18 protein-coding genes and 1 tRNA gene are annotated in these 25,170 nt (G+C 47.9%); 7 read left to right on the forward strand and 12 right to left on the reverse strand.

Annotation, left to right across the window (positions count from 1 at the left end; genetic code table 11):
* Positions 1-21 precede the first annotated feature (21 nt).
* The 4 genes from KUA49_RS11195 to KUA49_RS11210 all read left to right on the forward strand — a co-directional run bounded on the left by KUA49_RS11195 (position 22) and on the right by KUA49_RS11210 (position 9,672).
* Positions 22-3,912, forward strand: coding sequence for a TIM-barrel domain-containing protein (locus KUA49_RS11195; RefSeq protein WP_256624849.1), 3,891 nt, complete (start codon positions 22-24; stop codon positions 3,910-3,912).
* A 132-nt stretch (positions 3,913-4,044) separates the two neighbouring features.
* A complete protein-coding gene (locus KUA49_RS11200; protein ID WP_218412812.1) occupies positions 4,045-4,467 on the forward strand; it encodes a Fur family transcriptional regulator in 423 nt (140 codons plus the stop codon).
* A 35-nt stretch (positions 4,468-4,502) separates the two neighbouring features.
* On the forward strand, positions 4,503-5,063 hold the full coding sequence (locus KUA49_RS11205; protein ID WP_218412813.1) for an NADH peroxidase: 561 nt from the start codon (positions 4,503-4,505) through the stop codon (positions 5,061-5,063).
* Positions 5,064-5,241: 178 nt separating this feature from the next.
* A complete protein-coding gene (locus KUA49_RS11210) occupies positions 5,242-9,672 on the forward strand; it encodes a translocation/assembly module TamB domain-containing protein (RefSeq protein ID WP_218412814.1) in 4,431 nt (1,476 codons plus the stop codon).
* A gap of 283 nt (positions 9,673-9,955) precedes the next feature.
* On the opposite strand, the gene KUA49_RS11215 is transcribed toward KUA49_RS11210, so the two are convergent.
* The 4 genes from KUA49_RS11215 to queD form a co-directional block, all read right to left on the reverse strand.
* Positions 9,956-10,044: transfer RNA gene (locus KUA49_RS11215), tRNA-Ser, on the reverse strand.
* 169 nt (positions 10,045-10,213) lie between these two features.
* A complete protein-coding gene (gene trxB, locus KUA49_RS11220) occupies positions 10,214-11,149 on the reverse strand; it encodes a thioredoxin-disulfide reductase (protein WP_218412815.1) in 936 nt (311 codons plus the stop codon).
* 42 nt (positions 11,150-11,191) lie between these two features.
* Positions 11,192-11,776: a 7-carboxy-7-deazaguanine synthase QueE gene (locus KUA49_RS11225; RefSeq protein ID WP_218412816.1), complete on the reverse strand. Its 585-nt coding sequence runs from the start codon at positions 11,774-11,776 to the stop codon at positions 11,192-11,194.
* Between the two features lie 11 nt (positions 11,777-11,787).
* Complete coding sequence (gene queD / locus KUA49_RS11230; protein WP_218412831.1) at positions 11,788-12,153, reverse strand: 6-carboxytetrahydropterin synthase QueD; 366 nt, start codon at positions 12,151-12,153, stop codon at positions 11,788-11,790.
* Positions 12,154-12,373: 220 nt separating this feature from the next.
* On the opposite strand from queD, the gene KUA49_RS11235 reads away from it, so the two are divergent.
* Positions 12,374-13,474, forward strand: a complete 1,101-nt coding sequence (locus tag KUA49_RS11235) for an AAA family ATPase (RefSeq protein WP_218412817.1) — start codon at positions 12,374-12,376, stop codon at positions 13,472-13,474.
* 274 nt (positions 13,475-13,748) lie between these two features.
* Here the strand turns inward: KUA49_RS11235 and KUA49_RS11240 are convergent, their stop codons facing one another.
* The 7 genes from KUA49_RS11240 to KUA49_RS11270 form a co-directional block, all read right to left on the reverse strand.
* Positions 13,749-14,729, reverse strand: coding sequence for a GDSL-type esterase/lipase family protein (locus KUA49_RS11240; protein WP_412178607.1), 981 nt, complete (start codon positions 14,727-14,729; stop codon positions 13,749-13,751).
* A gap of 252 nt (positions 14,730-14,981) precedes the next feature.
* Complete coding sequence (hisS, locus tag KUA49_RS11245) at positions 14,982-16,346, reverse strand: histidine--tRNA ligase (RefSeq protein ID WP_217764560.1); 1,365 nt, start codon at positions 16,344-16,346, stop codon at positions 14,982-14,984.
* Between the two features lie 98 nt (positions 16,347-16,444).
* On the reverse strand, positions 16,445-17,719 hold the full coding sequence (locus KUA49_RS11250) for an adenylosuccinate synthase (RefSeq protein ID WP_218412818.1): 1,275 nt from the start codon (positions 17,717-17,719) through the stop codon (positions 16,445-16,447).
* 27 nt (positions 17,720-17,746) lie between these two features.
* The gene (locus KUA49_RS11255; protein WP_218412819.1) at positions 17,747-18,214 is read right to left on the reverse strand and encodes a Fur family transcriptional regulator; all 468 of its coding nucleotides are present in this window, start codon (positions 18,212-18,214) and stop codon (positions 17,747-17,749) included.
* Positions 18,215-18,418: 204 nt separating this feature from the next.
* Positions 18,419-19,048, reverse strand: a complete 630-nt coding sequence (locus tag KUA49_RS11260; RefSeq protein ID WP_218412820.1) for a Maf-like protein — start codon at positions 19,046-19,048, stop codon at positions 18,419-18,421.
* 114 nt (positions 19,049-19,162) lie between these two features.
* Entirely contained in the window at positions 19,163-19,681 is a 519-nt protein-coding gene (locus KUA49_RS11265) for a KdsC family phosphatase (RefSeq protein WP_218412821.1), read from the reverse strand.
* A 10-nt stretch (positions 19,682-19,691) separates the two neighbouring features.
* Positions 19,692-20,495: a Rossmann-like and DUF2520 domain-containing protein gene (locus KUA49_RS11270; protein ID WP_218412822.1), complete on the reverse strand. Its 804-nt coding sequence runs from the start codon at positions 20,493-20,495 to the stop codon at positions 19,692-19,694.
* A gap of 149 nt (positions 20,496-20,644) precedes the next feature.
* On the opposite strand from KUA49_RS11270, the gene KUA49_RS11275 reads away from it, so the two are divergent.
* Positions 20,645-21,694, forward strand: coding sequence for a GNAT family N-acetyltransferase (locus tag KUA49_RS11275; protein ID WP_218412823.1), 1,050 nt, complete (start codon positions 20,645-20,647; stop codon positions 21,692-21,694).
* Here the strand turns inward: KUA49_RS11275 and KUA49_RS11280 are convergent.
* Positions 21,682-22,320, reverse strand: coding sequence for a TetR/AcrR family transcriptional regulator (locus KUA49_RS11280; protein WP_218412824.1), 639 nt, complete (start codon positions 22,318-22,320; stop codon positions 21,682-21,684). The two genes, KUA49_RS11275 and KUA49_RS11280, sit on opposite strands and share 13 nt — an antisense overlap.
* A 196-nt stretch (positions 22,321-22,516) precedes the next feature.
* Here KUA49_RS11280 and KUA49_RS11285 point away from each other — a divergent pair, with 196 nt between their 5' ends.
* The gene (locus tag KUA49_RS11285) at positions 22,517-24,805 is read left to right on the forward strand and encodes an NADP-dependent malic enzyme (protein ID WP_218412825.1); all 2,289 of its coding nucleotides are present in this window, start codon (positions 22,517-22,519) and stop codon (positions 24,803-24,805) included.
* Positions 24,806-25,170: the final 365 nt, after the last annotated feature.

Consider the following 25,170-nt stretch of genomic DNA (forward strand, 5'->3'; position numbering starts at 1 on the left):
TCCAAACCAAAAAATAAAACAATGAGTAATATTTATAAGAAATTATCTGTTGGCAACCTGATGGCAATGGCGGTAACCTTGCCAATGGTTGCCAACGCAACCAACCCAGCATCTCCCCTGCTTCCATCCGCTCCCGATGCCCAGAAGGCTTCACAGACCGTGAAGACCGGAGATGTCCAGATTCTCAGAATCAATCCTACGCTGGTGGAGATTGTCTTCGCCAACCAGCAACGTGTCGCCGTAGACTTCTATGGCGAAAGCGTTTTCCGTATCTTCGAAGATCGTAACGATGGCGTGATGAGAGCACCCGAAGCTAAGCCTGAGGCAAGCATCCTGGTGGATAATCCACGCACTTCAGTAAACAAACTGAATGTGGAGGAAAAGGACAACTCCATCATCGTTTCTACCGGAAAGGCACAGGTCATCTTCGACAAGGCTACCCAGCTCTTCAAGATCATCAACCTGGAAAACGGAAAGACCGTGGCTGAGCAGATCGCCCAGGCACAGTTTACACCTGAAAAGGTAACCCTCAGCCTGCGCGAACAGCCGGATGAGTATTTCTTCGGTGGTGGCGTACAGAACGGAAGATTCTCTCACAAGGGTGAGAAAATCGAAATCGTCAACACCAACAACTGGGTAGATGGCGGAGTGGCTTCCCCTGCCCCATTCTATTGGTCTACCGCTGGCTACGGCTTCATGTGGTACACCTTCAAGCCAGGTCTCTACGACTTCGGTTCTACCCAAAACGGAAAGGTAGAACTCTCTCACGAATCCAAGAACTTAGACGTTTTCTTCATGGTGGGCGAAAAGCCTACAGATTTGCTCGATGGCTATTACCAGCTCACCGGCAACCCTGTATTGCTGCCTAAGTTCGGCTTCTATGAAGGTCATCTCAATGCCTACAACCGCGACTACTGGAAGGAAACCGACAATGCCAACGCCATGGTTTTCGAAGATGGCAAAGCCTACAAGGAAAGTGCCAGCGACAAGAGCGGCATCAAAGAATCACTGAACGGCGAGAAGAACAACTACCAGTTCTCGGCTCGTGCGGCCATCGACCGATACATCAAGCACGACATGCCATTGGGCTGGTTCCTGCCTAACGACGGATATGGAGCCGGATATGGCCAGGACAGCACCCTGGACGGCAACATACAGAACCTGAAGTTATTCGGAGATTACGCCCGCAAGCACGGTGTGGAAATAGGACTCTGGACACAGTCTGACCTGCACCCAAAGCAGGGCATCGAGGCGCTTCTGCAGCGTGATATCGTGAAGGAGGTGGGACATGCAGGCGTAAGAGTACTCAAGACCGATGTGGCCTGGGTAGGCGACGGCTATTCGTTCGGACTGAATGGTGTATCTGACGTGGCTCAGATTATGCCTTACTATGGCGAGAATGCCCGTCCGTTCATCATCTCACTGGATGGATGGGCCGGCACACAGCGCTATGCATCCATCTGGTCGGGCGACCAGACCGGTGGCGACTGGGAGTACATCCGCTTCCACATCCCTACCTTCATCGGTGCCGGACTTTCGGGAATCTCCAACATCACATCCGATAACGATGGTATCTTCGGCGGAAAGAATCCGATAGTGAACATGCGCGAGTTTGAATGGAAGGCCTTCACCGCAATGGGATTGAACATGGACGGCTGGGGCAGAAATGCCAAGTATCCGCATATCCTGGGCGAACCGGCAACTTCCGTGAACCGCTGGTATCTGAAACTCAAGTCGGAGCTGATGCCTTACATCTACACCGCTGCCCACGAGGCCGTGACCGGCAAACCGCTGGTAAGAGCGATGTTTCTCGACGATGCCAACCCTTATACCCTGGGCAAGGCTACACAGTATCAGTTTATGTGCGGTCCATCCTTCCTCGTGGCTCCTATCTACAAGGAAACCAAGATGGATAAGGAGGGCAACGATATCCGCAACGGCATCTACCTGCCAGAAGGCGAATGGGTAGATTACTTCAGCGGACATATATATAAAGGTGGAAGAATCATCAACGAGTATGATGCTCCTTTCTGGAAACTGCCTGTCTTCGTAAAGCGAGGTGCCATCATCCCGATGGTAAATCCTAACAACAATGTATCGCAGATAGACAACACCCAGCGCATCTTCGAACTCTATCCATACGGCGAATCAGATTACTCGCTCTATGATGATGACGGCAAGACCGAGCTCTATCGCCTGGGCGAACATGCCTCTACCCACATCCACTCTTCCCTGCAGAAGAACCGTCTCACCGTCCATATCTACAAGACCGTGGGCAGCTTCCAGGGACAGGAGAAGAATCAGGCTACAGAGCTGCGCATCAACCTGAGCCAGATGCCTAAGAAGTTGACGGCGAAGATGGGCGGAAAGAGCGTGAAGCTGACCCAGGTGAATTCGCTCGATGAACTCAACAACACCGAGAATTCATGGTTCTACAACGAGGCACCTCAGCTCAACCGCTTTGCCACTAAGGGCAGCGAGTTCGAGAAAAAGGACATCCACAAGAATCCGATGGTATATGTACGTCTGGCTAAGACCGACATCACCGCCAACGATGTAGAACTCCGCATGGACGGTTATCAGATGGACGATGCCGATGTGATGCTCCACTCTACCGGTGCTTTAGCAGCTCCTCAGGCAAGCATGAAGGAAAATAAGAACGCCAACAAGGCATTCACCCTCACCGCTGCATGGAATACACAGACCAACGCCGACTACTACGAGATGAAGGTGGATGGCATGATTCACTCTACCATCCGCGGCACCGAGTTCACTGTAGAGAACCTGAAGCCGGAGACCGACTACGAAGTTCAGGTGAGAGCCGTAAACAAGGATGGCGTATCAGACTGGACTACCCTGCAGGCACATACCATCAAGGATCCTCTGGACGAGGCCATCCATGACATCACAGCCACCAACTCCGTAGAAGACTGGGGAGGACTGGACGTATCGAAGATGTTCGACTTCAACGAGAAGAACTTCTGGCACACCAACTATTATAAGAAGGATATATTGCCATTCGATGTTACCCTGAACCTCAACGGCATCGCCAAGCTCGACAAGATTCACTATGTGCCAGCTTCAGAACGAGAAACCAACGGACAGATTCAGAAGGGTAAGTTCGCCATCAGTAACGATGGTATCAACTGGACAGAAACAGGAAGCTTCGACTGGAAGAACGAGGATGCCGTAAAGGAATACCAGTTCAAGGGCAACCCAGAGGCGCAGTATATCAAGATGACCGTAGAGGAAGCCAGAGGCGGACAAGGTTCGGGAACCGAGATGTACGTATTCAAGATGCCAGGCAGCAAGATGGAGAAGGCTGGCGATATCAACCACGACGGACGCATCGACGAGAACGATTTCACCTCTTATCTCAACTACTTCGGATTGCGCAAGGGCGACAAGGACTTCGAGGGCTACGTAAGCAAGGGCGATATCAACGGCAACGGTCACATTGATGCCTACGACATCTCCGTGGTAGCTACCCAGCTGAAGAGCGGCGTAAGCAGCAAGCAGGTTCCTGCCATATCAGGCAGCATCAGTCTCATAGCCGACAAGAAGGTATACAAGGCAGGCGAGACCATCACCCTCACCATCAAGGGCAAGGATCTCGTATCACTCAATGCCTTGAGCTTCGCTCTGCCATACAGTGCCAGCGAATATGAGTTCATCGGCGTAGACGTGAAAGACATGGGCAAGATGGAGAATATCACCAAAGACCGTCTGCACTCAGATGGCAGCAAGGTACTCTACCCTAGCTTCGTGAACATGGGCGAACAGCCTGCCGTTGAGGGAACCCACGATCTCTTCACCATCAAGTTGAAGGCAAAGAAGGCTTGCAAGCCAGCCTTTAAGCTGAATCAGCTGATGATGGTAGATAAATTCCTGCGTGTAAAGAGTGAAAAATAGCCATTTTTGGTAAAATACTATTTAATTCTGTAAATTATCCAAAATAATATTGGATTTTTTACAGAATTATTTGGTGGTTACAAAAAAAGTTCGTACCTTTGCAACCGTAAAACAAAACTTAGAGTTAAGAGCATGAAGAAATCAGAAGCATACACTCGATTGATGGAGAGAGGAATCCGCCCTTCAATGCAAAGGCTGGCCATTATGGATTACCTTATCAACCATCCCATCCATCCAACGATAGATGACGTGTACCAAGCACTGTCTAATAAGGTGCCAACCCTGAGTCGCACCACAGTATATAACACGCTCCGTATGTTGAGCGAGAATCAGGCAGCACAGATGATTACCATCGACGAACATCGCGTTTGTTATGATGGCAACGTTGAAAGCCACGTACACTTCTACTGCAAGAAATGCGGTAAGATTATCGACCTCTTCGGTGAACAGGCGCCAAAACTGGAAGGCGAGAAAACCGTGGAAGGTAATATCATACAGGAGGAGCAGCTCTACTACAAGGGTATCTGCGCCAAATGTGCCAAAAAGTTGAATTAACTCATATACAATAACATTATAAATACATTAACATTATGAAGAAGAAATTTATTTGCACAGTTTGTGGTTATATTTACGAGGGAACAGAAGCTCCAGAGAAGTGCCCTATCTGCAAGGCTCCAGCCAGCAAGTTCAAGGAGATGGAAGATTCTGTAGATGACGACTTGACATTCGCTACAGTTCACGTTCTCGGCCAGGCATACAAGGATAGCGTTAACGAGGAGGTCATCAAGGGTTTGAAGGATCACTTCGCAGGTGAGTGCGGTGAGGTTGGTATGTATCTCGCTATGGCTCGCCAGGCAGACCGCGAGGGTTACCCAGAGATTGCAGAGGCTTACAAGCGCTATGCTTTCGAGGAGGCAGACCACGCTTCTCGCTTCGCAGAGTTGCTGGGTGAGGTTTTGGGTGACACCAAGAGCAACCTCGAGGCTCGTATCGCTGCAGAAAAGGGTGCTTGCGAGGACAAGTTCCGCATCGCTAAGCTCGCTAAGGAGCAGGGATCTGACGCTATCCACGACACTGTTCACGAGATGGCCAAGGACGAGGCTCGCCACTGCGCAGGCTTCGCTGGTCTCTACAAGCGCTATTTTAAGTAATCCGCCAGGGTTGCCCCAAAAAGGCATCGGATTACTGGGTATAGATTGAAATATGATTACATAAGTAAAAGTATTCAACCCAAGATAAAAGGACCTGCACAGAGAGGATTCACATACCCTCCTTGCGCAGGCCCTTTCAGTCGTTTAGGCAAACATGGCAGGTGGGAAGGCCTCAGCCATGGGATATACTAGTCAAGAATATAAAAAACAAAACGCTCTGAAACGCTTTAAGCATATCATCAACTGCATCGTATGGACGATATTCTCGCTCTACGTTTTGCTCATCGTACTGTTGCATCTGCCACCAGTACAAACCTTCTTTGGCTCTACCATTGCCGACGCTCTCAGCAAAAAATTCGGAACAGAAGTGAGTGTGGGCAGAGTAAACCTTGGTTTCCTTAATCGTATCATCATCGACAATGTGAGAATGCTAGACCAGAAAGGCGACAGCATGATCTATGCCACCCGTCTATCTGCCAAGGTGGATATTCTCCCTTTGAAGGATGGAAAGATCTCCATCTCTTCTGCCCAACTGTTTGGCCTGAATGCCAACCTTTACAAGCAGGATGACAAGAGCCCACTCAACATACAGTTTGTACTCGATTCTCTGGCTTCTAAGGATACCACCAAGCATACTCCACTCGACCTACACATCGGTAGCGTAATCATCCGCCATGGTGCCATCGCCTATAACCAGCGCAACGTGGCAGACCCAAGCGGCGTGTTCTCTACCCATCATATCGGCGTAAGAAACCTATCTGCGCATATCGTATTAAATCATTTAACTGACAACGATATCCATCTGCTGGTAAAGAAGATAGCACTGACGGATAAATCAGGACTTGAACTCAAGAATCTTTCTTTCAAATTCGATGCAGACAAGCAGAAAGCCAGACTGAGTAACTTCATCCTAGAACTTCCCCACTCCAGTTTGCAGCTGGAAGACCTGCTTGCTTCTTACCGCACAGACGACAAGGGCAAGCTCATCAGCGAATCGCTTCAATTTGAAGGCGGCATCAAGCCATCGCATATCACGCTGGCGGATGTGGCATGCTTTGCACCTATCCTCCGTAAATGGAATGATGCCCTGCTGCTAAGCACCCATTTCTCAGGAACCAGTTCTTCTGCACACATCCACCATCTGAGTCTGAACACAGAAAGCGGCAGCGTGGTGCTCGAAGCCAACGCTAAGGCGAACAAGTGGGACAACCAATTACGCTGGAACGTAAACATCGAAAAGCTGAAGGTTTCGGATGATGGCATCAGCCACATTGCACAGAACCTGGGCAACAAGGTGAAGATACCGAAGGAAGTGCTCCGCCTGGGCAACATCCACTATCAGGGCAACATTCATGGCAAGAACATAACAGGCAGCAAAGAGAAGAACAAAGCAGGCAGCAAGGGAAACAGGAATGCAGCCTCAACCAACCTGATTGCAGCGAAAGGCATCCTGCGAACTGACGTAGGAAACGTACAGCTCGACCTTTCGAAAAATGGAAATCTGCTGCATGCCAGCGTTGATACCAGGAGCATCAACCTGGGCAAAATTTTAGACAACAGGAAATTCGGAACCATCGCTGCCAAGATAGATGCATGCGGAACCACCCAGCATCTGATGGCTAACGGAAATATAGGACATATCATGTTCAACAAATATAATTTCCGCAATATCAAGCTGGATGGCAGCTATAACAAAGGACTCATCAATGGACTTGCTTCCATCGCTGACCCAAATATCAAACTGCAGGTAGCAGGAAAATACAATATCAAAAGAAAACTCTATGATGCCACCCTCAACCTGGAGCACCTGCAACCTGCTGTGCTCGGCGTGAAGATGGCAGACAAGGAATATACGCTGAACGATATCAAGGTAAGCGCCAAGAACGAAGGTGACGACAGCTATCTGGACATGGAAGCACCCTTCGCCGACCTGCACGTGAAAGGCAGATACGATTACGCAACATTGGTACAAAGCATGACCAACATGATAGCCAGTAAGCTGCCTACCCTGCCAGGCATCGGAAAGACAAGCAAGAAGGTGCACAACGACTTTACCATCCAGGCGCAGATAACCTCTACCGAGATTCTGCAACGCATGCTGGGCATACCTCTGCAGATAGCAGAACCCGTATATATAGACGGAAACCTCTCGGACAACGACCGATCCGTGAATCTCTATGCCTCCCTTCCAGCCTTTGCCTACAACGGCAAAGCCTACAATGGCGGCAAGCTGCAGATGCATACCACAGGCGACACGCTGAAGGTGGATGCACAGATACAGAAAGGACTGGCGGGTGAAAACGGAATAGAACTGCACGTGAATGCAGCCGCTGCCGACAACACCCTGAAGGCTATGCTGGGTTACGACAACCACTCGGAGAAGACACCTATCAAGGCGGCACTGAATGCCGAGGCGCAATTCTACAAGGCAGACGGAGACATCTCTACTGCCCACATCGGCATCCAGCCATCCGTGGTGCATATCGGAAACAAGCCATGGCAGGTGCATCCGGCAGAAATCATCTACAGCAAGAATCATCTGCAGATAGAAGATTTCGCCATCAGTCATAATAACCAGGAGATTGCCATCAACGGACTGGCTACGCCTAATAAGGAAGACTCCATCGTGGCGCAGCTGAAAGATGTGGATGTGGAGTACATCCTGAATCTGGTTAACTTCCACTCGGTGGATTTCGCAGGAAAAGCTTCAGGAAAGGCCATCGTGAAGAGCATCTTCAACGACCCGGATGCCTATGCGCAACTTGACGTAAAGGACTTTGAATTTGAGCAGGGTCCACTGGGCGTGCTCCATGCCAACGTAAACTTCAACAAGGAAGAGAGCCAGATAGACATCAAGGCAGTGGCTGATGACGGACCGGAACATCAGACGCTCATCGACGGCTATGTATCGCCTAAACGCAACTACATAGACCTGGGTATCGAGGCGCAAGGCACCAACATGAAATTCCTGGAAAGCTTCTGCGGCAGTTTCATGAACAACATACAGGCATGGTGCAGGGGTAAGCTGAACGTAGTAGGCGACCTGAGCAACATCAATCTGGTGGGCGACATTGTGGCAAACGGCAAGATGCACATGAAGCAGCTGGGCACAGACTACAGTTTCAAGAACCTGAGGGCGCATGCCATTCCGGATGACATCCAGCTGCTGGGAGACACCATCTACGACCGCAACCACAACTTTGCGATAGTAAATGGAGGCATCCACCACAAGCACCTGACCCGACTGAGCTACGACATCGACCTGAAGGCACACAACTTCCTGGGCTACGACACCCATGAGTTTGGCGACAACACCTTCTACGGCACGGTATATGCCACCGGCAAGGTAGGCATCCACGGCAAGAGCGGCGAAACCATCATCGACATTGATGCCCAGCCGGAAGCCGGTAGTATCTTTGTATATAATGTGGCAAGTCCTGACGCCATCAGCGACAAGAGCTTCATCCACTGGCACGAAATCATTCCGCAGCTTGCCGACAGCATCCCTACCATCAAGGAAGAGGATGACATCGACTTCTCGTCGGATATGCGAATCAACTTCCTCATCAATACGAACGAGAATCTGACACTGAAGCTGATGATGGATGCACAGAGCGGAGACTGTATCACGCTGAACGGCAACGGAGTAATCAGAGCCAACTGGTTTAACAAGGGTTCGTTCGATATGTTCGGCAACTATGTGGTAGACCACGGCGTATATAAGCTCACCATCCAGAATGTACTCAAGAAGGACTTCGAGTTTATGCCGGGCGGAACCATCGCCTTCGGTGGAAACCCATACAATGCTCCACTCAACCTGCAGGCAAAATATACGGTGAATGGAGTTCCGCTGAGCGACCTGAGCATCGGACGTTCGTTCTCAGCCAACAATATCAGAGTAGACTGTCTGATGAACATCACGGGCACGCCGCAGAGTCCGAAGGTAGATTTCTCGATGGACCTGCCTACAGTGAATGCAGATGCCAAGCAGATGATTTACTCCATCATCAATTCGCAGGAAGAGATGAACCAGCAGGTGCTCTATCTGCTTGCCATCGGCCGCTTCTACGCACAGACCAACAACAACCAGGCTAGTGAGGATGCCGCCCAGCAAAGTCAGACTTCGCTGGCGATGCAGAGTTTCCTGAGTGGAACCATCTCGCAGCAAATCAACACGGTGCTGTCGAATGTGGTAAAGAGTAACAACTGGAACTTCGGAGCCAACATCTCTACGGGTGATGAAGGATTCAACAATGCGGAATATGAGGGCATCTTGAGTGGAAGGCTGCTGAACAACAGACTGCTCTTCAACGGTCAGTTTGGCTATCGCGATAACGCCAATGCCACCCAGAGTTTCATCGGAGACTTCGACCTGCGCTATCTCATCTATCCGAACGGCAACCTTGCCATCCGCATGTATAACCAGACCAACGACCGCTATTTCACCAGAAACAGCCTGAACACCCAAGGCTTGGGTCTGATTATGAAGAAAGACTTCAATGGCTGGCGAGACCTCTTCGGTATCAAGAAGAAGAAAATGAAGATGAAGACGAAGAAGGAAAAGAAGAAGGAAAAGGAAAAAAAGGAAGAGAAAAAGAGCACGAAATAAGGTAGTGTCACTAGGCTCAGCAGAGCTGCCGACTGCAGTCAGCAGACGTGCTGACTAGGCTCGGCAGAGCTGTTGAGTCTAGTGGCAAACTCACAGAAGCAATACTCTTGAACCTGGAAAGCTATGCTTCCGAACTCGGAAAACCATGCTCTCCGACTCGGGGTGTATATTTCCCAACATGGTGTACTAAACAAAAAAAACTCCTTTCATACTCAAGTTGCTGATTTTCAACCAAGCTAACTTAAGTGTGAAAGGAGTTTTTATTTCATCTGATATTTCCTTGCGGAAGATGAGGGATTCAAACCCCCGATACCCGGAAGAGGGTATACCGGATTTCGAGTCCAGCGCATTCGGTCACTCTGCCAATCTTCCTCGACTTATTTTGTCAGATGCAAAAGTACTACTTTTTTTGCATCCGACAAAATATTCGGTTTATTTTTTAACTAACTTAACGCTAGAAGCTAATTATTAAATAGCATTACCCCCCATTTATCAATTTATTCCATTTATTAAATAGCTTTATCCCATTTATCAAATAGCTTTATCCCAACTGCTGCAAATATCTATCTGCCTCGATAGCAGCCTTGGCACCCGAACCAGCGGCTACAACGCCCTGACGATAGATAGGGTCAGCTACATCGCCTGCAGCAAATACGCCAGGAAGATTGGTGCTGGCTGTGCCGGGAACCACCTTGATGAAGCCCTGATCATCCAAATCGATGACACCCTTGAAGAGGTCGGTGTTAGGCTTATGGCCGATAGCCAGGAAGAAACCATCGATAGCGATATCAAACTTCTCCTCGTTAGCCTCACCCATGTGGCGAACCAGGTGAGCACCTTGCACTCCATCATCACCAAAGAGTCCAAGCGTATTGGTCTCAAAAAGAATCTCGATATTCTCCTTGTTCTTCACACGCTGCTGCATGATTTCTGCTGCACGGAGATAAGGCTTGCGAACTATCATATACACCTTCTTGGCAAGACCGGAAAGATACATCGCCTCCTCGCAGGCAGTATCACCACCGCCCACTACGGCAACCACACGCTTGCGATAGAAGAAACCATCGCAGGTAGCACAGGCAGATACGCCCTGTCCGCGATACTTCTCTTCATCTGCAAGACCGAGATACTTGGCAGATGCACCGGTAGCAATGATAACGGTGTCAGCCTCGATTTCGTTGCCACGCTCATCCGTGAGATGATATGGGCGGGAACCGAAGTCAATCTTCTCAATGCTTCCGTCACGGATATCAGCACCGAAACGGGCAGCCTGCTCCTTCATGTCCATCATCATCTGGGTGCCATCCACTCCGTTAGGATAGCCAGGGAAGTTTTCTACCTCTGTGGTGATGGTAAGCTGGCCGCCAGGCTGCATACCAGAATAAAGAACCGGGGTGAGTCCCGCTCTACCTGTATAGATGGCAGCGGTATATCCCGCAGGACCGCTACCTATAATCAAAGTCTTTACTTTTTCCATGATGTTGTCTATATTTTAAATAAAATGATTGTTACTATAATGCTATCGGATACCCACAATCTTGTGCATCTGCACCGACAGCTGCCACTCTGGGTGAGCCTTGATATACTTGATGCACTCATTCAGGATAAGATAGTTTCTGCTATCGTTCCCCACATCGCATGGCTGCAAATAGCGGAAAGTGCAGGCAATGCCATGGTCGCTGATTTGATGTTCGCCATCGAATATCAGCTTCAGCTCATCTACCTGCTTTACTACAGGTTCCCCACCCTCGGTGAAATCTACCTTTGGAGAACAGGTTACCCAGTCGATACCTTCAGGAATGGCATGGGTTCCGTTGGTTTCCATCGAGAGATAATAGCCTGCCTGATGAAGGGTAGATATAAGTTGCTCATCAACCTGCAGAGAAGGTTCGCCACCCGTAAGGACAATGAAACGGCATTCGCCACCTTCTTCCAGGCATCTGGACAAGATATCATCTGCACTCATTTCGCTGTAGCCACGAAAATCGGTATCGCAGAAAGGGCATTTCAAGTTGCATCCACTCATCCGGACGAACACTGCAGGTCTGCCCATCCATCTGCCTTCACCCTGCAGCGAATAGAATATTTCGTTAACTTTATACATTTTCAGAATCTTTATGGAATCAAGTTCTCTATGCCTTTTATCTTTTCTTCGTCGATAACCACTGCCGTGTTCCCGAAACTCTCCTGCACGCTTGCCTTATAGCACTCAGGAAAGAGATTCACCAGCCATCTTCCGATGTTTTCGGCAGTTGGATTAAAGTCGAATACCTCGTTCAGGTTGGCGTGGTCCAGTTTGCTATGCACGGCTTTCTTCACGTGCGTAAAGTCGATAACCATGCCATCCTGGTTCAATTCCTTGCCTACAAAGAAGAGTTCAATCTCCCAGTTATGTCCATGCAGGTTGCTGCACTTACTCTCGTAGCTGAGGGTAAGCGAATGCGCAGCAGATATTTCCAGTTTCTTTGAAATGAAGTAAATCATTTGTTCTATTTTATTATTATATTCTTCATGCAAAGATACATTAAAACATTTACAATACAAAATAAAACCGCATGTTTTTTGAAAAAAAAGCCGTAAATGTGCATGTTTTTTTCTTTCTTAGAGAAATTATTGCTATCTTTGCACTCAAATTAACAGATGCATGCCTTCATGGGACTGTAAAATGATATAAAAATGATATAAACGATAAAAAAGATATATGAATACAATTAAGAAGATTGTACTTACGGGTGGTCCTTGCGCCGGCAAGACCACAGCCTTAGTCAAGGTGATTGAACATTTTTCGAGTTTGGGCTACAAGGTCTTTACCATTCCTGAGGTTCCTACCCTGTTCACACAGTCGGGCATGAACTATCTCACCAAGAACGAGAAGTTTTTCTTCGAGGGAGAGAAGGCTACTTTCCTCACCCAGATAGGATTGGAAGACAGCTTTACCCGCATGGCGGAGACGCTGAACCAGCCGGTTATCATCGTATGCGACCGCGGCACGATGGATATCTCTACTTATCTTTCACCTGAGTTCTGGAATCGCATCATCTCTGAACAGGGTTATACCAATACCCAGCTCAGAGCCCGCTATGATGCCGTACTCCACCTGGTGAGTGCTGCCGATGGTGCAGAGCAGTTTTATACCACAGCCAACAATGCGCAGCGCCTGGAGAAGGCAGACGAAGAAGGTCTTCAGATAGCCCGTGAGCTGGATAAGAAGATTGTTTCTGCCTGGAAGGGACATCCTCACTTGCGCGTAATCAACAACCATGAGGATTTCAACAACAAGTTGAACCGAGTGCTCAAAGAGATAAGTAATGTGCTGGGCATTCCTCAACCTATTGAGGAAGAGCGAAAGTATATCGTGAAGCTGACTGGCGATGTGCCTAATGCCATCGATAGCGACATAGTTCAGACCTATCTTTCTGGAGAACCTGGTAGCGAGATCCGTCTTCGCAGAAGAGGTTTCGAGGGAGGCAAGTTTGTATATGTTCATACTTCCAAGAAGCGTGTTTCCGATAATGAACAGGTAGAAACAGAGCGCCAGATTAACGCAAACCTCTATGAGACCATGCTCCAGCAGGCAGACCCATACCGTTCTACCATCAGAAAGCATCGCAAGAGTTTCATCTGGAAGGGACAATATTTTGAGTTGGATGAATTCATGGAGCCTATCAAGGGCCTGATGATTCTGGAAACCAAGGGAATAGCCAAACATGAGAGCGTAAAGTTCCCGCCTTTCATCCAGGTTTTAGAAGATATCACTGGCAATACAAAATACTATAATTACAATATTGCCCTGAAGCGATAGAAAAGATTGATTGATTATTAAAAGATTGATTGATTATTAAAAGATTGATTGATTATTAAAAGCAATCAACAAAAAGAATGAAGGTGTATCATAAGTCATCCCCTACCCTTTTAAAGGGCGACGGGAGTTGAACAACTTATGATACACCTTCTTTTTATCTGATAACAGATTTTTTTCTGATAACAGAAACTTTTTTCTGATAACAGAAACTTTTTTCTGATAACAGAAACTTTTTTCTGACAACAGAAACTTTTTTTCTGATAACAGGAATCACTTATTCGATAACAGCACCAAACTGCTTGACGAATCTGATAGACTTTCCCTCCATATTGGCAGGTTTCTTCCATTTACCACCTAAGACAAGGATGGTGGCAGAAGAGTTGGCAGGAACCGCATCCACTGCTTCCTGAAGCTTCATGTAGTTTCCTCTACCCTCTGCACTCACCACGTAATCGTAATGACGAATGTGCTTCTTCAGCGCAGGCACCTGCTCTGCCAGGGCATCAGCCAAGGCATTAGCCACAACATGAGCACCATAAACATTATAATGAGTATTATCCTGCTTACCCTTTGATACCTGAGGATGCTCACCCGGCAGGAACCACATGTGCAACTTTCTGCTGCCCTTGATGCCAAGGCTAGTTTCAATATCATGAGTTATCCTGGTAGCATCCACAAACGGCACATTCAATGCCTTAGCCACATGACGTGGAGCCACCACGTAGGCTCCGTGGGTATCTATCAAGGTATCGCTGTTGATTTTCTCTTCTCCAGCATAAGCCTTTCCACGCAACTTCTCATCGTCATCATTCTCCAAATCAGCAGAATAGTAGCAGCGGCGCACCACACTGTTCATGAGTACAGGAATGCCACCCTTCTGTCGGGTTTCATTCACATACTTAGCAAGATGAGCATCGAAAGTGCCACCAGGAATGGTGTAACGATTAGGGAACTTCTTCTCATCATTATGACCAAACTGGATAATGACATAATCGCCTGGCTGCATCTTATCCAGAATTTTCTGCCATCTGCCTTCATCCAGGAAGCTCTTCGAACTTCTTCCGTTTACGGCATGATTATCAACGATAATCTGATCGTCGAAGCACCCCTGGAATACCATACCCCAGCCACGCTCAGGATAGTTTCTGTAATTTCCCTTCTCGGCAGCAGTAGAGTCACCTATGATGAAAATCGTAGTTTTATGACTGCTTGATGACATCAGCAAAGATATCAAGAGCACGGCTACCAGCGGCATCGCCACCAGGCGAAAGGTAGGAGGAAATATCTTTCCCAAAGAAATATTTTTATTCATTGTCATTGATTTGATTTGTAGTTTATAGCTTCAAAATGTATAATGAAAATACAAAATTATAACTTCGAAATAAATCGAAAATAAAAGATATCCGCCCCTCCATACTGAGTTTTCACAAATTCAAGCATGAAGAAAACGGATAAGCTGGGGGAAACCTTTTTCAATTACCCTCATTCCCCCAGCGTGTTATAAAGGTTATTTCTTAAAAGCAGCAACCAGCTCCTCGGCAGTAACCAGGGTCTGCTCACCGCTTTCCATATTCTTTAAAGTAACCTTGCCTGCAGCCATCTCATTCTCACCCGCAAGTACCACGAATGGAATCTGCTTGGCATTGGCATAGCTCATCTGCTTCTTCATCTTCGCCTTGTCTGGGAAAATCTCGGTGCGGATGCCTGCTGCACGAGCGGCACTCACGATAGGCAGACAGTAGGCTGTCTCCTTCTCGCCGAAGTTGATAAAGAGCACCTGAGTAGAGTTCACAGCCTCCTTTGGATAGAGGTCGAGTGCATTGAGCACATCGTAGATGCGGTCGGCACCGAAACTGATACCTACACCACTCAAACCAGGAAGACCGAAGATGCCAGTGAGGTTATCGTAGCGACCGCCACCGGTGATACTACCCATCGGTGTATCGAGTGCCTTTACCTCGAAAATGGCACCAGTATAGTAATTCAAGCCACGAGCCAAGGTAAGGTCGAGTTCAATCTCGTTGTTCAAGCCCACGGTTTTCAAGGTATCGAGGATAAACTTGGTTTCCTCTACACCCTTCAAGCCAATCTCAGAACCTTCGAGAACCTTGGAAATCACTTCAAGTTTCTCATCGTTAGAACCTGACAATGAGATGATTGGCTGCAACTTCTCGATAGCTTCCTCAGAGATGCCATCATTGCGGAGTTCCTCGTTTACATTGTCGAGACCTATCTTGTCGAGCTTGTCGATAGCCACAGTGATATCCACAATCTTCTCAGCCTCGCCGATAACCTCGGCAATACCAGTAAGAATCTTGCGGTTGTTGATCTTGATGCAGACACGCACGCCAAACTTGGTGAAGACGGTATCTACAATCTGCATCAACTCTACCTCGTTGAGGAGAGAATCAGAACCTACCACGTCGGCATCACACTGATAGAACTCGCGATAGCGACCCTTCTGTGGGCGGTCGGCACGCCAAACCGGCTGAATCTGATAACGCTTGAAAGGCATCTGCAACTCCTCACGATGCTGCACCACGTAACGTGCGAAAGGCACGGTAAGGTCGTAGCGGAGACCCTTCTCACAAAGTTTAGCCGCCAGCTTCAATGAACCGAGCGAATGAATATCCTCATCGCTCACCTTATTCATATAGTCACCTGAATTCAAAATCTTAAAGAGCAGCTTGTCGCCCTCCTCGCCATACTTGCCCATCAAGGTCTGAAGGGTTTCCATGGCAGGAGTCTCAATCTGCTGGAATCCATAAAGGGCATACACTTCCTTGATGGTGTTGAAGATGTAGTTGCGCTTTGCCATCTCAACAGGACCGAAGTCTCTGGTACCCTTTGGAATACTTGGTTTCTGAGCCATTTATTAATGTTTATTGTTTAATGTTTAGTGATTAATGTTCAGCGCAATGTTAACCCCTCAAAGTAAACATTAATCACTAAACATTAATCACTATAAAATTATTTACGTACGATAGTCTGAGCACGGTCTGGACCGATAGAGATGACACCAATCTTGGTCTCAAGGAACTCCTCGATGAATGCGATGTAATCCTTGAACTCCTGTGGGAACTGATCCTCAGAAGTGAACTTGGTCATATCTGTCTTCCAACCCTTGAACTCCTTGTAAACAGGCTCAACGTCTGTAATCTCGTAAGGGAAGTCTGTGGTAACAGTGCCATCCTTCAGCTTATAAGCCACACATGCCTTGATGGTATCGAAGCCATCGAGCACGTCGCTCTTCATCATGATAAGCTCGGTTACACCGTTCACCATCACAGAATACTTAAGCTGAACCAAGTCGCACCAGCCGCAACGACGCTCACGACCCGTAACGGCACCATACTCATGACCGAGGGCACGGATCTTGGCACCTGTCTCGTCGAAGAGCTCTGTTGGGAATGGACCTGCACCTACGCGAGTACAGTAAGCCTTCATGATACCATACACATTACCGATGCGGTTAGGACCGATACCCAAGCCGATGCAGGCACCTGCGCAGATGGTATTAGAAGATGTCACGAAAGGATAAGAACCGAAGTCAACATCGAGCATAGTACCCTGAGCACCCTCGCAGAGGATATCCTTGCCAGAGCGGAGCACCTTGTTGATTTCCACCTCGCTGTCGATGAGCTGGAACTGCTTCAAGTATTCGATGCCCTCCATCCAGGTCTTCTCTACCTCAGTGATATCGAAGTCAGTATAGCCAAGGCTAGCGATAGTCTTGAGATGGGCAGCCTTGTGAGCAGCATACTTCTCCTCGAAGTTTTCGAGGATATCACCTACGCGAAGACCCGTACGGCTTACCTTGTCGGTATAAGTAGGACCGATACCCTTACCTGTGGTACCCACCTTGTTCTTGCCCTTAGCTGCCTCGATGGCTGCGTCGAGCACGCGGTGAGTAGGCATGATGAGATGCGCCTTCTTTGAGATGAGGAGACGGCTCTTCAAGTCGTGTCCGCTCTTCTCCAAATCCTTAGCCTCACCCATGAAGAGGTCTGGAGCCAAGACTACGCCATTACCGATGATATTCACCTTACCACCCTGGAAGATACCAGAAGGGATAGAGCGAAGCACGTATTTCTCACCCTCGAACTCAAGAGTATGACCAGCATTAGGACCACCCTGAAAACGAGCAATGACATCATACTTAGGGGTCAATACATCAACCACCTTACCTTTACCTTCATCGCCCCACTGCAAACCGAGCAGGACATCTACTTTACCTGTGTTCATTTTTATATAATAGTATAAATTATTTTATTACTTTTCGTTACGCTTTCGCGTTATCTTGGCCTGGCATGAACTACACACGCCATAGATATAGAGCGCATAGGTGTCTTTGCGGAATCTCGTCAACTTGGTTTCGTTCACCGCTTCAGTCACTGCGGGGGCATAAATCTCGGTTACCACACCACATACGGTACAAACCTGATGGATGTGGTTGTCTTTCGAAGAATAGCAAGCTTCGTATTTCACTCCGCTCACCAGGCTGTGCCTCATCACGAGTCTCAGTTCAATAAAGAGATGCATCGTGTTATAGAGCGTAGCTCTGCTCACTCTGAAGCTTCTCCTTTCCAACTCTTCGTTCAATTCTTCTAGCGAGAAATGCCCGCCAATGCTATACACTGCATCGAGAATAGCATACCTCTCTGGAGTTTTTCGATGCTTATTGCTCTCCAGATAGTTGTCCAAAATCGCTCTGACTTTGGCATCGATTTTCTCTGTCATAATCCTTGTTAGTTACATAAAACGCACAAAGATACTCATTATCCATGACATGAGGAAAGATTTAGAATTAAAAAATCTAAATTACATTACTTTTTGAGAGTTACAGCCCCTTTTTGCTTACTTTATCTAACATTCGAAGGGGTAAATTCTTATCATTTACCCTTTCTGCATCATGATTCCCCAAACATCATGATTCCTCCTGCATCATGATTCCTCCTGCATCTTCAGCATTTCCTCGTAGATGCGCTGCACCGGCAAGCCCATCACGTTGAAATAGCTTCCGTTCAGCCCGGTGCATCCGATATAGCCGATCCATTCCTGGATGCCGTATGCTCCGGCCTTGTCGAAAGGCTTGTAATGAGAGATGTAATAATTGATTTCCCAGTCTGTAAGTTCCTTGAAAGATACTTCTGTGGTTACTGAAAAATGACGCTGCTCTTCCTTGGTGGTGAGGCATACGCCTGTTACCACATGATGAGTTTTCCCACTCAACATCCTGAGCATGCGAACGGCATCATCGGCAGTTTTCGGTTTACCCAGAATGATACCCTTTCCTTCCTGATCGTTCTGCTCATTGGCAGCTGGTGCGATGACTACGGTATCAGCCGTGAGAATCAGGTTTTCCTCTGCAGAAGATTCTTCTTCATTCAAAAGAGATCGATAAGCCTCCGCCTTTTTCTGGGCGATGAACTCTGCCACATGATAGGCATCCAGGTCATCCGGATAACTTTCATCAATGCCATTCAACACCTTTACTTCGAAATTTACATCCAATCCTGCCAGCAGTTCTCTGCGGCGCGGCGAATTGCTCGCCAAAAATATCTTATACTTCATCTATTTTGAACTTTATTACTTTGAACTTGGAACTTTGAACTTTATGATTAGAATTCAGTTACAAACGTTCAACTATCAACTATTAACTTTCAACTATAAACTATTAACTAACTTCTACCATCCGAAAGCCTTGGCGCTTGAAAGCCAGTGACCCTGGGCACGCAACACCTGCTCCACGATGTCGCGACCTACTCCATCTCCTCCCTCACGAGACGAGATATAACGGGAAATCTCCTTGATATCTGAACAGGCATCAGAAGGACAACATGGACAGCCGCAGCGACGCATCACCTCGTAATCAGGGATATCATCGCCTACATAGATGATTTCCTCATCAGAAAGCTGATACTTTTCCAGGAAGGCATCATAGGTGTTGATTTTCACGGCACACCCCATAAAGATGTCCTGTACACCTAAACCTTCATAACGCTTGCGGATAGCCTCGGTGGTTCCACCTGTCAAAATGACGATGCGCAAGCCCACCTTCTGGGCCAACTGGATGGCGTAACCATCCTTGATGTTCACCGTGCGAAGAGGTTCGCCGGTACTGGCGAGCGTGATAGTCTGGCGAGAAAGCACGCCATCCACATCAAATATAATCGCCTTTATCTTTTTTAAATCGTAATTTATCATAATATATGCATTAATTCAACTCGTGAATACTCTTGCTCATGCTGTCATAAATCTTCTGAAAATAAGGCTGATTCTCCAGAAGCTGGATCTGCTTGCCTATCACATTCTCATCATATCTCACGGCTGGTCCGGTCTGGGCATCCTTCGGAGTCATCCCGTGCACCTTGGCAGCAGTTTCGTCGATGAGCGGAAGCATCACATCGAACGGGATGCCATGCTGCTGCAGAAGTTCCTGGCTGACAGCGTAGCAATGGTTGGCGAAATTGCAGGCGAAGACCGCAGAGAGATGCAGATATCTTCTATCTTCGCTGGAAAGCTGATATACCCGATGACTGATCTGTACAGCCAAGCCCTCTATCTGCTTCTGCGCAAACTCATCATTTGCCTCAATGAAACAAGGAATGATGCTGAAATCCACCTCGCGCTGCTTCGAGAATGTCTGCATCGGATAAAGCACGCCATAATGCAGAGCCTTTCCCCGGAAAACCGACATCGGCATGGAACCAGCCGTATGCAGGAACACCTTCTTCTCCTCCTCACAAAGCCGTTCCTCCCCAGAAAGCATCTTCTCTTCCCCGCAGAGCCGCGAGATGAGCAGCTCCAGCGCACTATCCTTCACCGAGAAGATATACACATCGGCATCATCACGCACCTGCGAAATATCCGTGAGCGGCTCCGCATCCAAAAGCGAAGCCAGGGTTTCTGCCGACTGCATGGTTCGGCTGAACACCTGAACCATATCGTGCCCGGCAGCATGCAAGGCCTTGCCAAGATGGGTAGCAAGATTTCCTGCTCCTATCAAAACTATCTTCATAAATCTATTCCTTTTCTTTGAAATAAATTAAACTTCTATCATTTAATGTGCAAAAATACTAAAAAACAACGATACTGGGGCAGAAAAGTTGTTTTTTTATAATTAATTTATTATTTTTGCAGAGCGAATATATAAGTGGTTATGTAAATATGAAGAAGAATTATGAAATAAAGGTATATACGAAAAGCGAGGAACTGCCCCAACTTCTGGAGGGCAATTTCTTTCATAGCCTGGAACTCTTCGAGATTAGCGAAGGAGTATCAGGAGATACCCCCTTCATGGTCGTAGCAACCGAAGACGGAAGAACTGCAGGTCAGATGCTTGCCGTGCTCCACACACATCGCACATGGTTTCCACCTTTTATATATACGCACGCGCACGCACATGGAGAGGGCATCTATCTTTCCGAAGAAACTGAAGAAGAACTCTTCCCACTCCTTCTCCACGCCCTTACCCGCAAACTTTGCAGTCACCACTGCCTCTACATAGAGTTCTCGGAGTTGCAGAAGAAAATGTTCGGTTACCGGCATTTCCGCCGCCTGGGCTACTTCCCTGTGGCTTGGCAGGAAATATACAACTCCCTTCACAGCATGAATCCCGAAGAACGACTCACGGAACGTGCCAGTCGACAGATAGAGACCAGCAAGAAGAAGGGCCTGGAATGCCACGAGGTCCACAACCAGGAAGAAGTAGAAAAATTCTACCGCCTCTACCGCAACTTCTATCGCTTCAAGCCACGCCGCTATGTACCCCCTATCGAATACTTCGAGTCTCTGAGCCAGAGCCACGAGGCAAAGGTCTTCGTAACCACCTACGGAGGAAGAAGATTCGGAAGAGGGAACGAAGAAAAGGAAACGATAGACGGGGAAGATTTCTGCATAGCAGGCAGCCGGAAAATCGTGGGAGGATGCACCCTTGCCTTCAGTAAAGACGACGCCTACCTATGGCATCTCGCCTCACGCCGAAAGCGCTACATCTATCTGCATCCCGACACGATGACTGTGTGGCACGCCATCAACTACGCCCACCGGCATGGCTACCGGCATATCCACTTCATGGACGTAGGCTTGCCTTGGAAACAGAATCCCTACCGCGAATTCATCCGCAGCTTCGGCGGCAAGCCCGTGGCAAAATACCGCTGGTTCAGATTCAACATCGGCATTATCAACCGACTGCTGAAATGGATTTACAAGCTCTGAGCATGCTCGGAGCTTTCCATTGCCTTTTCGAGCAATCTTACACCTTTTTCCGTGCAGAGACCCCGAATCACGATGAGGAAATGATGAGCAAACAAATCCTTCATCGAATACTTGCGATAAAGCTGCCTATGCATGATTTCCTCCATGCTCACATTGGCCGTATCTATCAGAATTTCATAATTCACGTCGGCACGGAAGAGCCCTTCACTCACTCCCGCCTCGAAGAAGCGAAGGCTATCATCACGTTCCTGGGCACGCAACTCCTGCAAAAACTTTACCACACGCGGCATCCTGTGGATTTCCTCATAGAAAACCACACCCACCATCTTGTTCAACTCCATCTGCTGGCGATAAACATAACTGATGACATCAATCACATTCTTCGCCTTCGCCGAGGCATAAGCCTCCACTTTCCGCTTCATCTCCTCATGCTTTGCCTTGATGCCCGCAATCAGCATCTCCTCCTTATCGCCGAAGATTTCATAAACCGTACGCTTAGACACATGGAGTTCCACGGAAATCTCGTCCATCTTCACTGCCTTCACCCCACGCTTATAAAACTCGGGCATGGCAAACGCAATGATTTTATCACGCAATTCCAGTTTATTTTGCTTATTTTCTACCATTTCTTTAACTTGTTAATTGCAATATCTATATGACATTTTCACACCTAAACAGGATTTTTTTGTGCAAAGATACAAAAAAAAACAAAAAACCATCTTATTTTCATAAGTTTTTTATTACCTTTGCACAAACTTTTAGGAAACGCGCAAGTTTTGCGCCAATCTGTAAGAAATTAAATCTTTAAACCAATATATTGTTATGGTAAAAATCACGAAAGAGGCGGCTCTTGAATATCACGAAAGTGGCCGTCCTGGTAAGATTGAGGTTAAACCAACAAAACCTTATCACACACAAACAGACCTGAGCCTTGCTTACTCACCTGGCGTGGCATATCCATGCCTGGAGATTCAGCAAAACCCAGACGACGTTTACAAGTACACAGACAAGGGCAACCTGGTTGCAGTAATCAGTAATGGTACTGCCGTGCTCGGACTCGGCGATATCGGTGCCATGAGCGGCAAGCCAGTGATGGAAGGAAAAGGACTGCTGTTTAAGATTTACGGCGGCGTGGATGTATTCGATATCGAAATCGACGAGAAAGACCCAGAGAAGTTCTGCGAGACCGTGGAGAGAATCGCTCCTTCATTCGGCGGTATCAACCTGGAGGATATCAAGGCTCCTCAGTGCTTCTACATCGAAGAGCGACTGAAGAAGTCCCTCGACATCCCAGTGATGCACGATGACCAGCACGGAACTGCCATCATCTCTGCAGCAGGTTTGAAGAACGCCCTCGAAGTAGCCGGCAAGAACATTGCCGACGTGAAGATTGTGGTGAATGGTGCCGGTGCTGCTGCCATCAGCTGTACCAAGCTCTACGTAGCTCTCGGTGCACAGGTTAAGAACATCGTGATGCTCGACTCTAAGGGCGTGATTACCAGCGACCGTGAGAACCTGACAGAGCAGAAGAAGCTGTTCGCTACCGACCGCCGTGACGTTCACACACTCGAAGAGGCTGTGAAGGGTGCCGACGTATTCGTAGGCCTCAGCAAGGGTAACGTGCTTTCCAAGGACATGATCCGCTCGATGGCAGCCAGCCCTATCGTATTCGCACTCGCCAACCCTGTGCCGGAAATCAGCTACGAGGACGCTATGGACAGCCGTCCAGACGTACTGATGTCAACAGGCCGTTCAGACTATCCAAACCAGATTAACAACGTAATCGGTTTCCCATATATCTTCCGTGGTGCACTCGACGTTCACGCCCGTGCCATCAACGAGGAGATGAAGATGGCTGCCGTTCATGCCATCGCAGATTTGGCCAAGCAGCCTGTGCCAGATGTAGTTAACGACGTTTACCACGTCAACGATCTTACATTCGGCCCTAAGTACTTCATTCCAAAGCCAGTAGACCCACGTTTGATTACCGAGGTTTCTGCTGCCGTAGCCAAGGCTGCCATGGAAAGTGGCGTAGCCCGCACTCCTATCACCGACTGGGAGAAGTACAAGCAGGGATTGCGCCAGTTGCTCGGTCAGGAAACCAAGCTCACCCGCAAGCTCCATGATACCGCCCGTCTCCATCCACAGCGCGTGGTATTCGCCGAGGGTGGCAACCCAACCATGCTGAAGGCTGCCGTTCAGGCTAAGAACGAAGGCATCTGCGAGCCTATCCTGCTGGGTAACCCAGACCGTTTGAACCGTGTGGCTAGCCGCTTGAAGCTCGACCTCTCTAACATCGAGATTGTGGATATGCGTGCCGACAACGAGCAGGGTCGCCGTGCCAAGTTTGCCAAGCATCTGGCAGAGAAGCGTGCCCGCGAGGGATACAGCTTCGAGGAGGCATACGATAAGATGTACGAGCGCAACTACTTCGGTATGTCTATGGTTGAGCAGGGTGATGCTGACGCATTCATCACAGGTCTCTACACCAAGTATAGCAACACCATCAAGGTGGCTAAGGACGTAATCGGCATCCGCGAGGGCTACAAGACCTTCGGAACCATGCACATCCTTAACACCCAGAAGGGCGTATATTATATTGCAGACACATTGATCAACCGTCACCCAGACGAGGATATCCTCACCGATATCGCCAAGTTGTCTGCAGGCACCGTGAAGTTCTTCAATGAGGAACCGGTAATGGCCATGTTGAGCTACTCTAACTTCGGTACCGATGCCATCGGTTCTCCTGTAAAGGTGAAGAAGGCAGTGGCAGAGATGCAGAAGGAATTCCCAGAGCTCGCCATCGATGGTGAGATGCAGGTGAACTATGCACTCAACAAGGATCTTCGCGATGAGAAGTATCCATTCTCCCGTCTCAAGGGCAAGGATGTGAATACATTGGTATTCCCTAACCTGAGCAGTGCGAATGGTGCCTACAAGCTTCTCCAGGGCTTGAACCCAGAGGCAGAGATCATCGGTCCTATCCAGATGGGCTTGAACAAGCCTATCCACTTCACTGACTCAGAGAGCAGTGTACAGGATATCGTAAACATCACAGCCGTGGCCGTGATCGATGCTTACGTAGAGAAGATTAAGAATCAGAAATAATTTTTATATGGGGAGGTAATATCCTCCTCTCAATCTTTTACTCAGACGGGGCAGGAGCTTGTGAAAGTTCCTGCTTTTTTTGTTTCCGTAGCCATCCTTTCTACGTTCCTTTATGTGAACGATAGTTAAATATCGCATTTGTGCTCCCACACACTTGATATAGAGCAAAAAAACATCGCAAAAAATTTGGCGATATGAAAAATAAGTCTTATCTTTGCAGCAGTTATCCTGAAAACAATCTTTTACCTTAAGAAGACTAATACCTATTGAAGATTTGGAGCGGTAGCCTGTGAAGGTCATCGCTTTTTTTTGTTAATAACCCCACGCCATTTTTTTGTTAATACCCCTCTTTTTTGTTAATTCTT

The organism is Segatella copri, from assembly GCF_019249655.2.
Lineage (GTDB): Bacteria > Bacteroidota > Bacteroidia > Bacteroidales > Bacteroidaceae > Prevotella.

What these genes read in the sequence shown, in the direction of transcription:
- KUA49_RS11195 (WP_256624849.1), top strand. Translation starts at nt 22, where the DNA reads ATGAGTAATATTTATAAGAAATTATCTGTTGGCAACCTGATGGCAATG.
- KUA49_RS11200 (WP_218412812.1), top strand. Translation starts at nt 4,045, where the DNA reads ATGAAGAAATCAGAAGCATACACTCGATTGATGGAGAGAGGAATCCGC.
- KUA49_RS11205 (WP_218412813.1), top strand. Translation starts at nt 4,503, where the DNA reads ATGAAGAAGAAATTTATTTGCACAGTTTGTGGTTATATTTACGAGGGA.
- KUA49_RS11210 (WP_218412814.1), top strand. Translation starts at nt 5,242, where the DNA reads ATGGGATATACTAGTCAAGAATATAAAAAACAAAACGCTCTGAAACGC.
- trxB (WP_218412815.1), bottom strand. Translation starts at nt 11,149, where the DNA reads ATGGAAAAAGTAAAGACTTTGATTATAGGTAGCGGTCCTGCGGGATAT.
- KUA49_RS11225 (WP_218412816.1), bottom strand. Translation starts at nt 11,776, where the DNA reads ATGTATAAAGTTAACGAAATATTCTATTCGCTGCAGGGTGAAGGCAGA.
- KUA49_RS11235 (WP_218412817.1), top strand. Translation starts at nt 12,374, where the DNA reads ATGAATACAATTAAGAAGATTGTACTTACGGGTGGTCCTTGCGCCGGC.
- KUA49_RS11240 (WP_412178607.1), bottom strand. Translation starts at nt 14,729, where the DNA reads ATGCCGCTGGTAGCCGTGCTCTTGATATCTTTGCTGATGTCATCAAGC.
- hisS (WP_217764560.1), bottom strand. Translation starts at nt 16,346, where the DNA reads ATGGCTCAGAAACCAAGTATTCCAAAGGGTACCAGAGACTTCGGTCCT.
- KUA49_RS11250 (WP_218412818.1), bottom strand. Translation starts at nt 17,719, where the DNA reads ATGAACACAGGTAAAGTAGATGTCCTGCTCGGTTTGCAGTGGGGCGAT.
- KUA49_RS11255 (WP_218412819.1), bottom strand. Translation starts at nt 18,214, where the DNA reads ATGACAGAGAAAATCGATGCCAAAGTCAGAGCGATTTTGGACAACTAT.
- KUA49_RS11260 (WP_218412820.1), bottom strand. Translation starts at nt 19,048, where the DNA reads ATGAAGTATAAGATATTTTTGGCGAGCAATTCGCCGCGCCGCAGAGAA.
- KUA49_RS11265 (WP_218412821.1), bottom strand. Translation starts at nt 19,681, where the DNA reads ATGATAAATTACGATTTAAAAAAGATAAAGGCGATTATATTTGATGTG.
- KUA49_RS11270 (WP_218412822.1), bottom strand. Translation starts at nt 20,495, where the DNA reads ATGAAGATAGTTTTGATAGGAGCAGGAAATCTTGCTACCCATCTTGGC.
- KUA49_RS11275 (WP_218412823.1), top strand. Translation starts at nt 20,645, where the DNA reads ATGAAGAAGAATTATGAAATAAAGGTATATACGAAAAGCGAGGAACTG.
- KUA49_RS11280 (WP_218412824.1), bottom strand. Translation starts at nt 22,320, where the DNA reads ATGGTAGAAAATAAGCAAAATAAACTGGAATTGCGTGATAAAATCATT.
- KUA49_RS11285 (WP_218412825.1), top strand. Translation starts at nt 22,517, where the DNA reads ATGGTAAAAATCACGAAAGAGGCGGCTCTTGAATATCACGAAAGTGGC.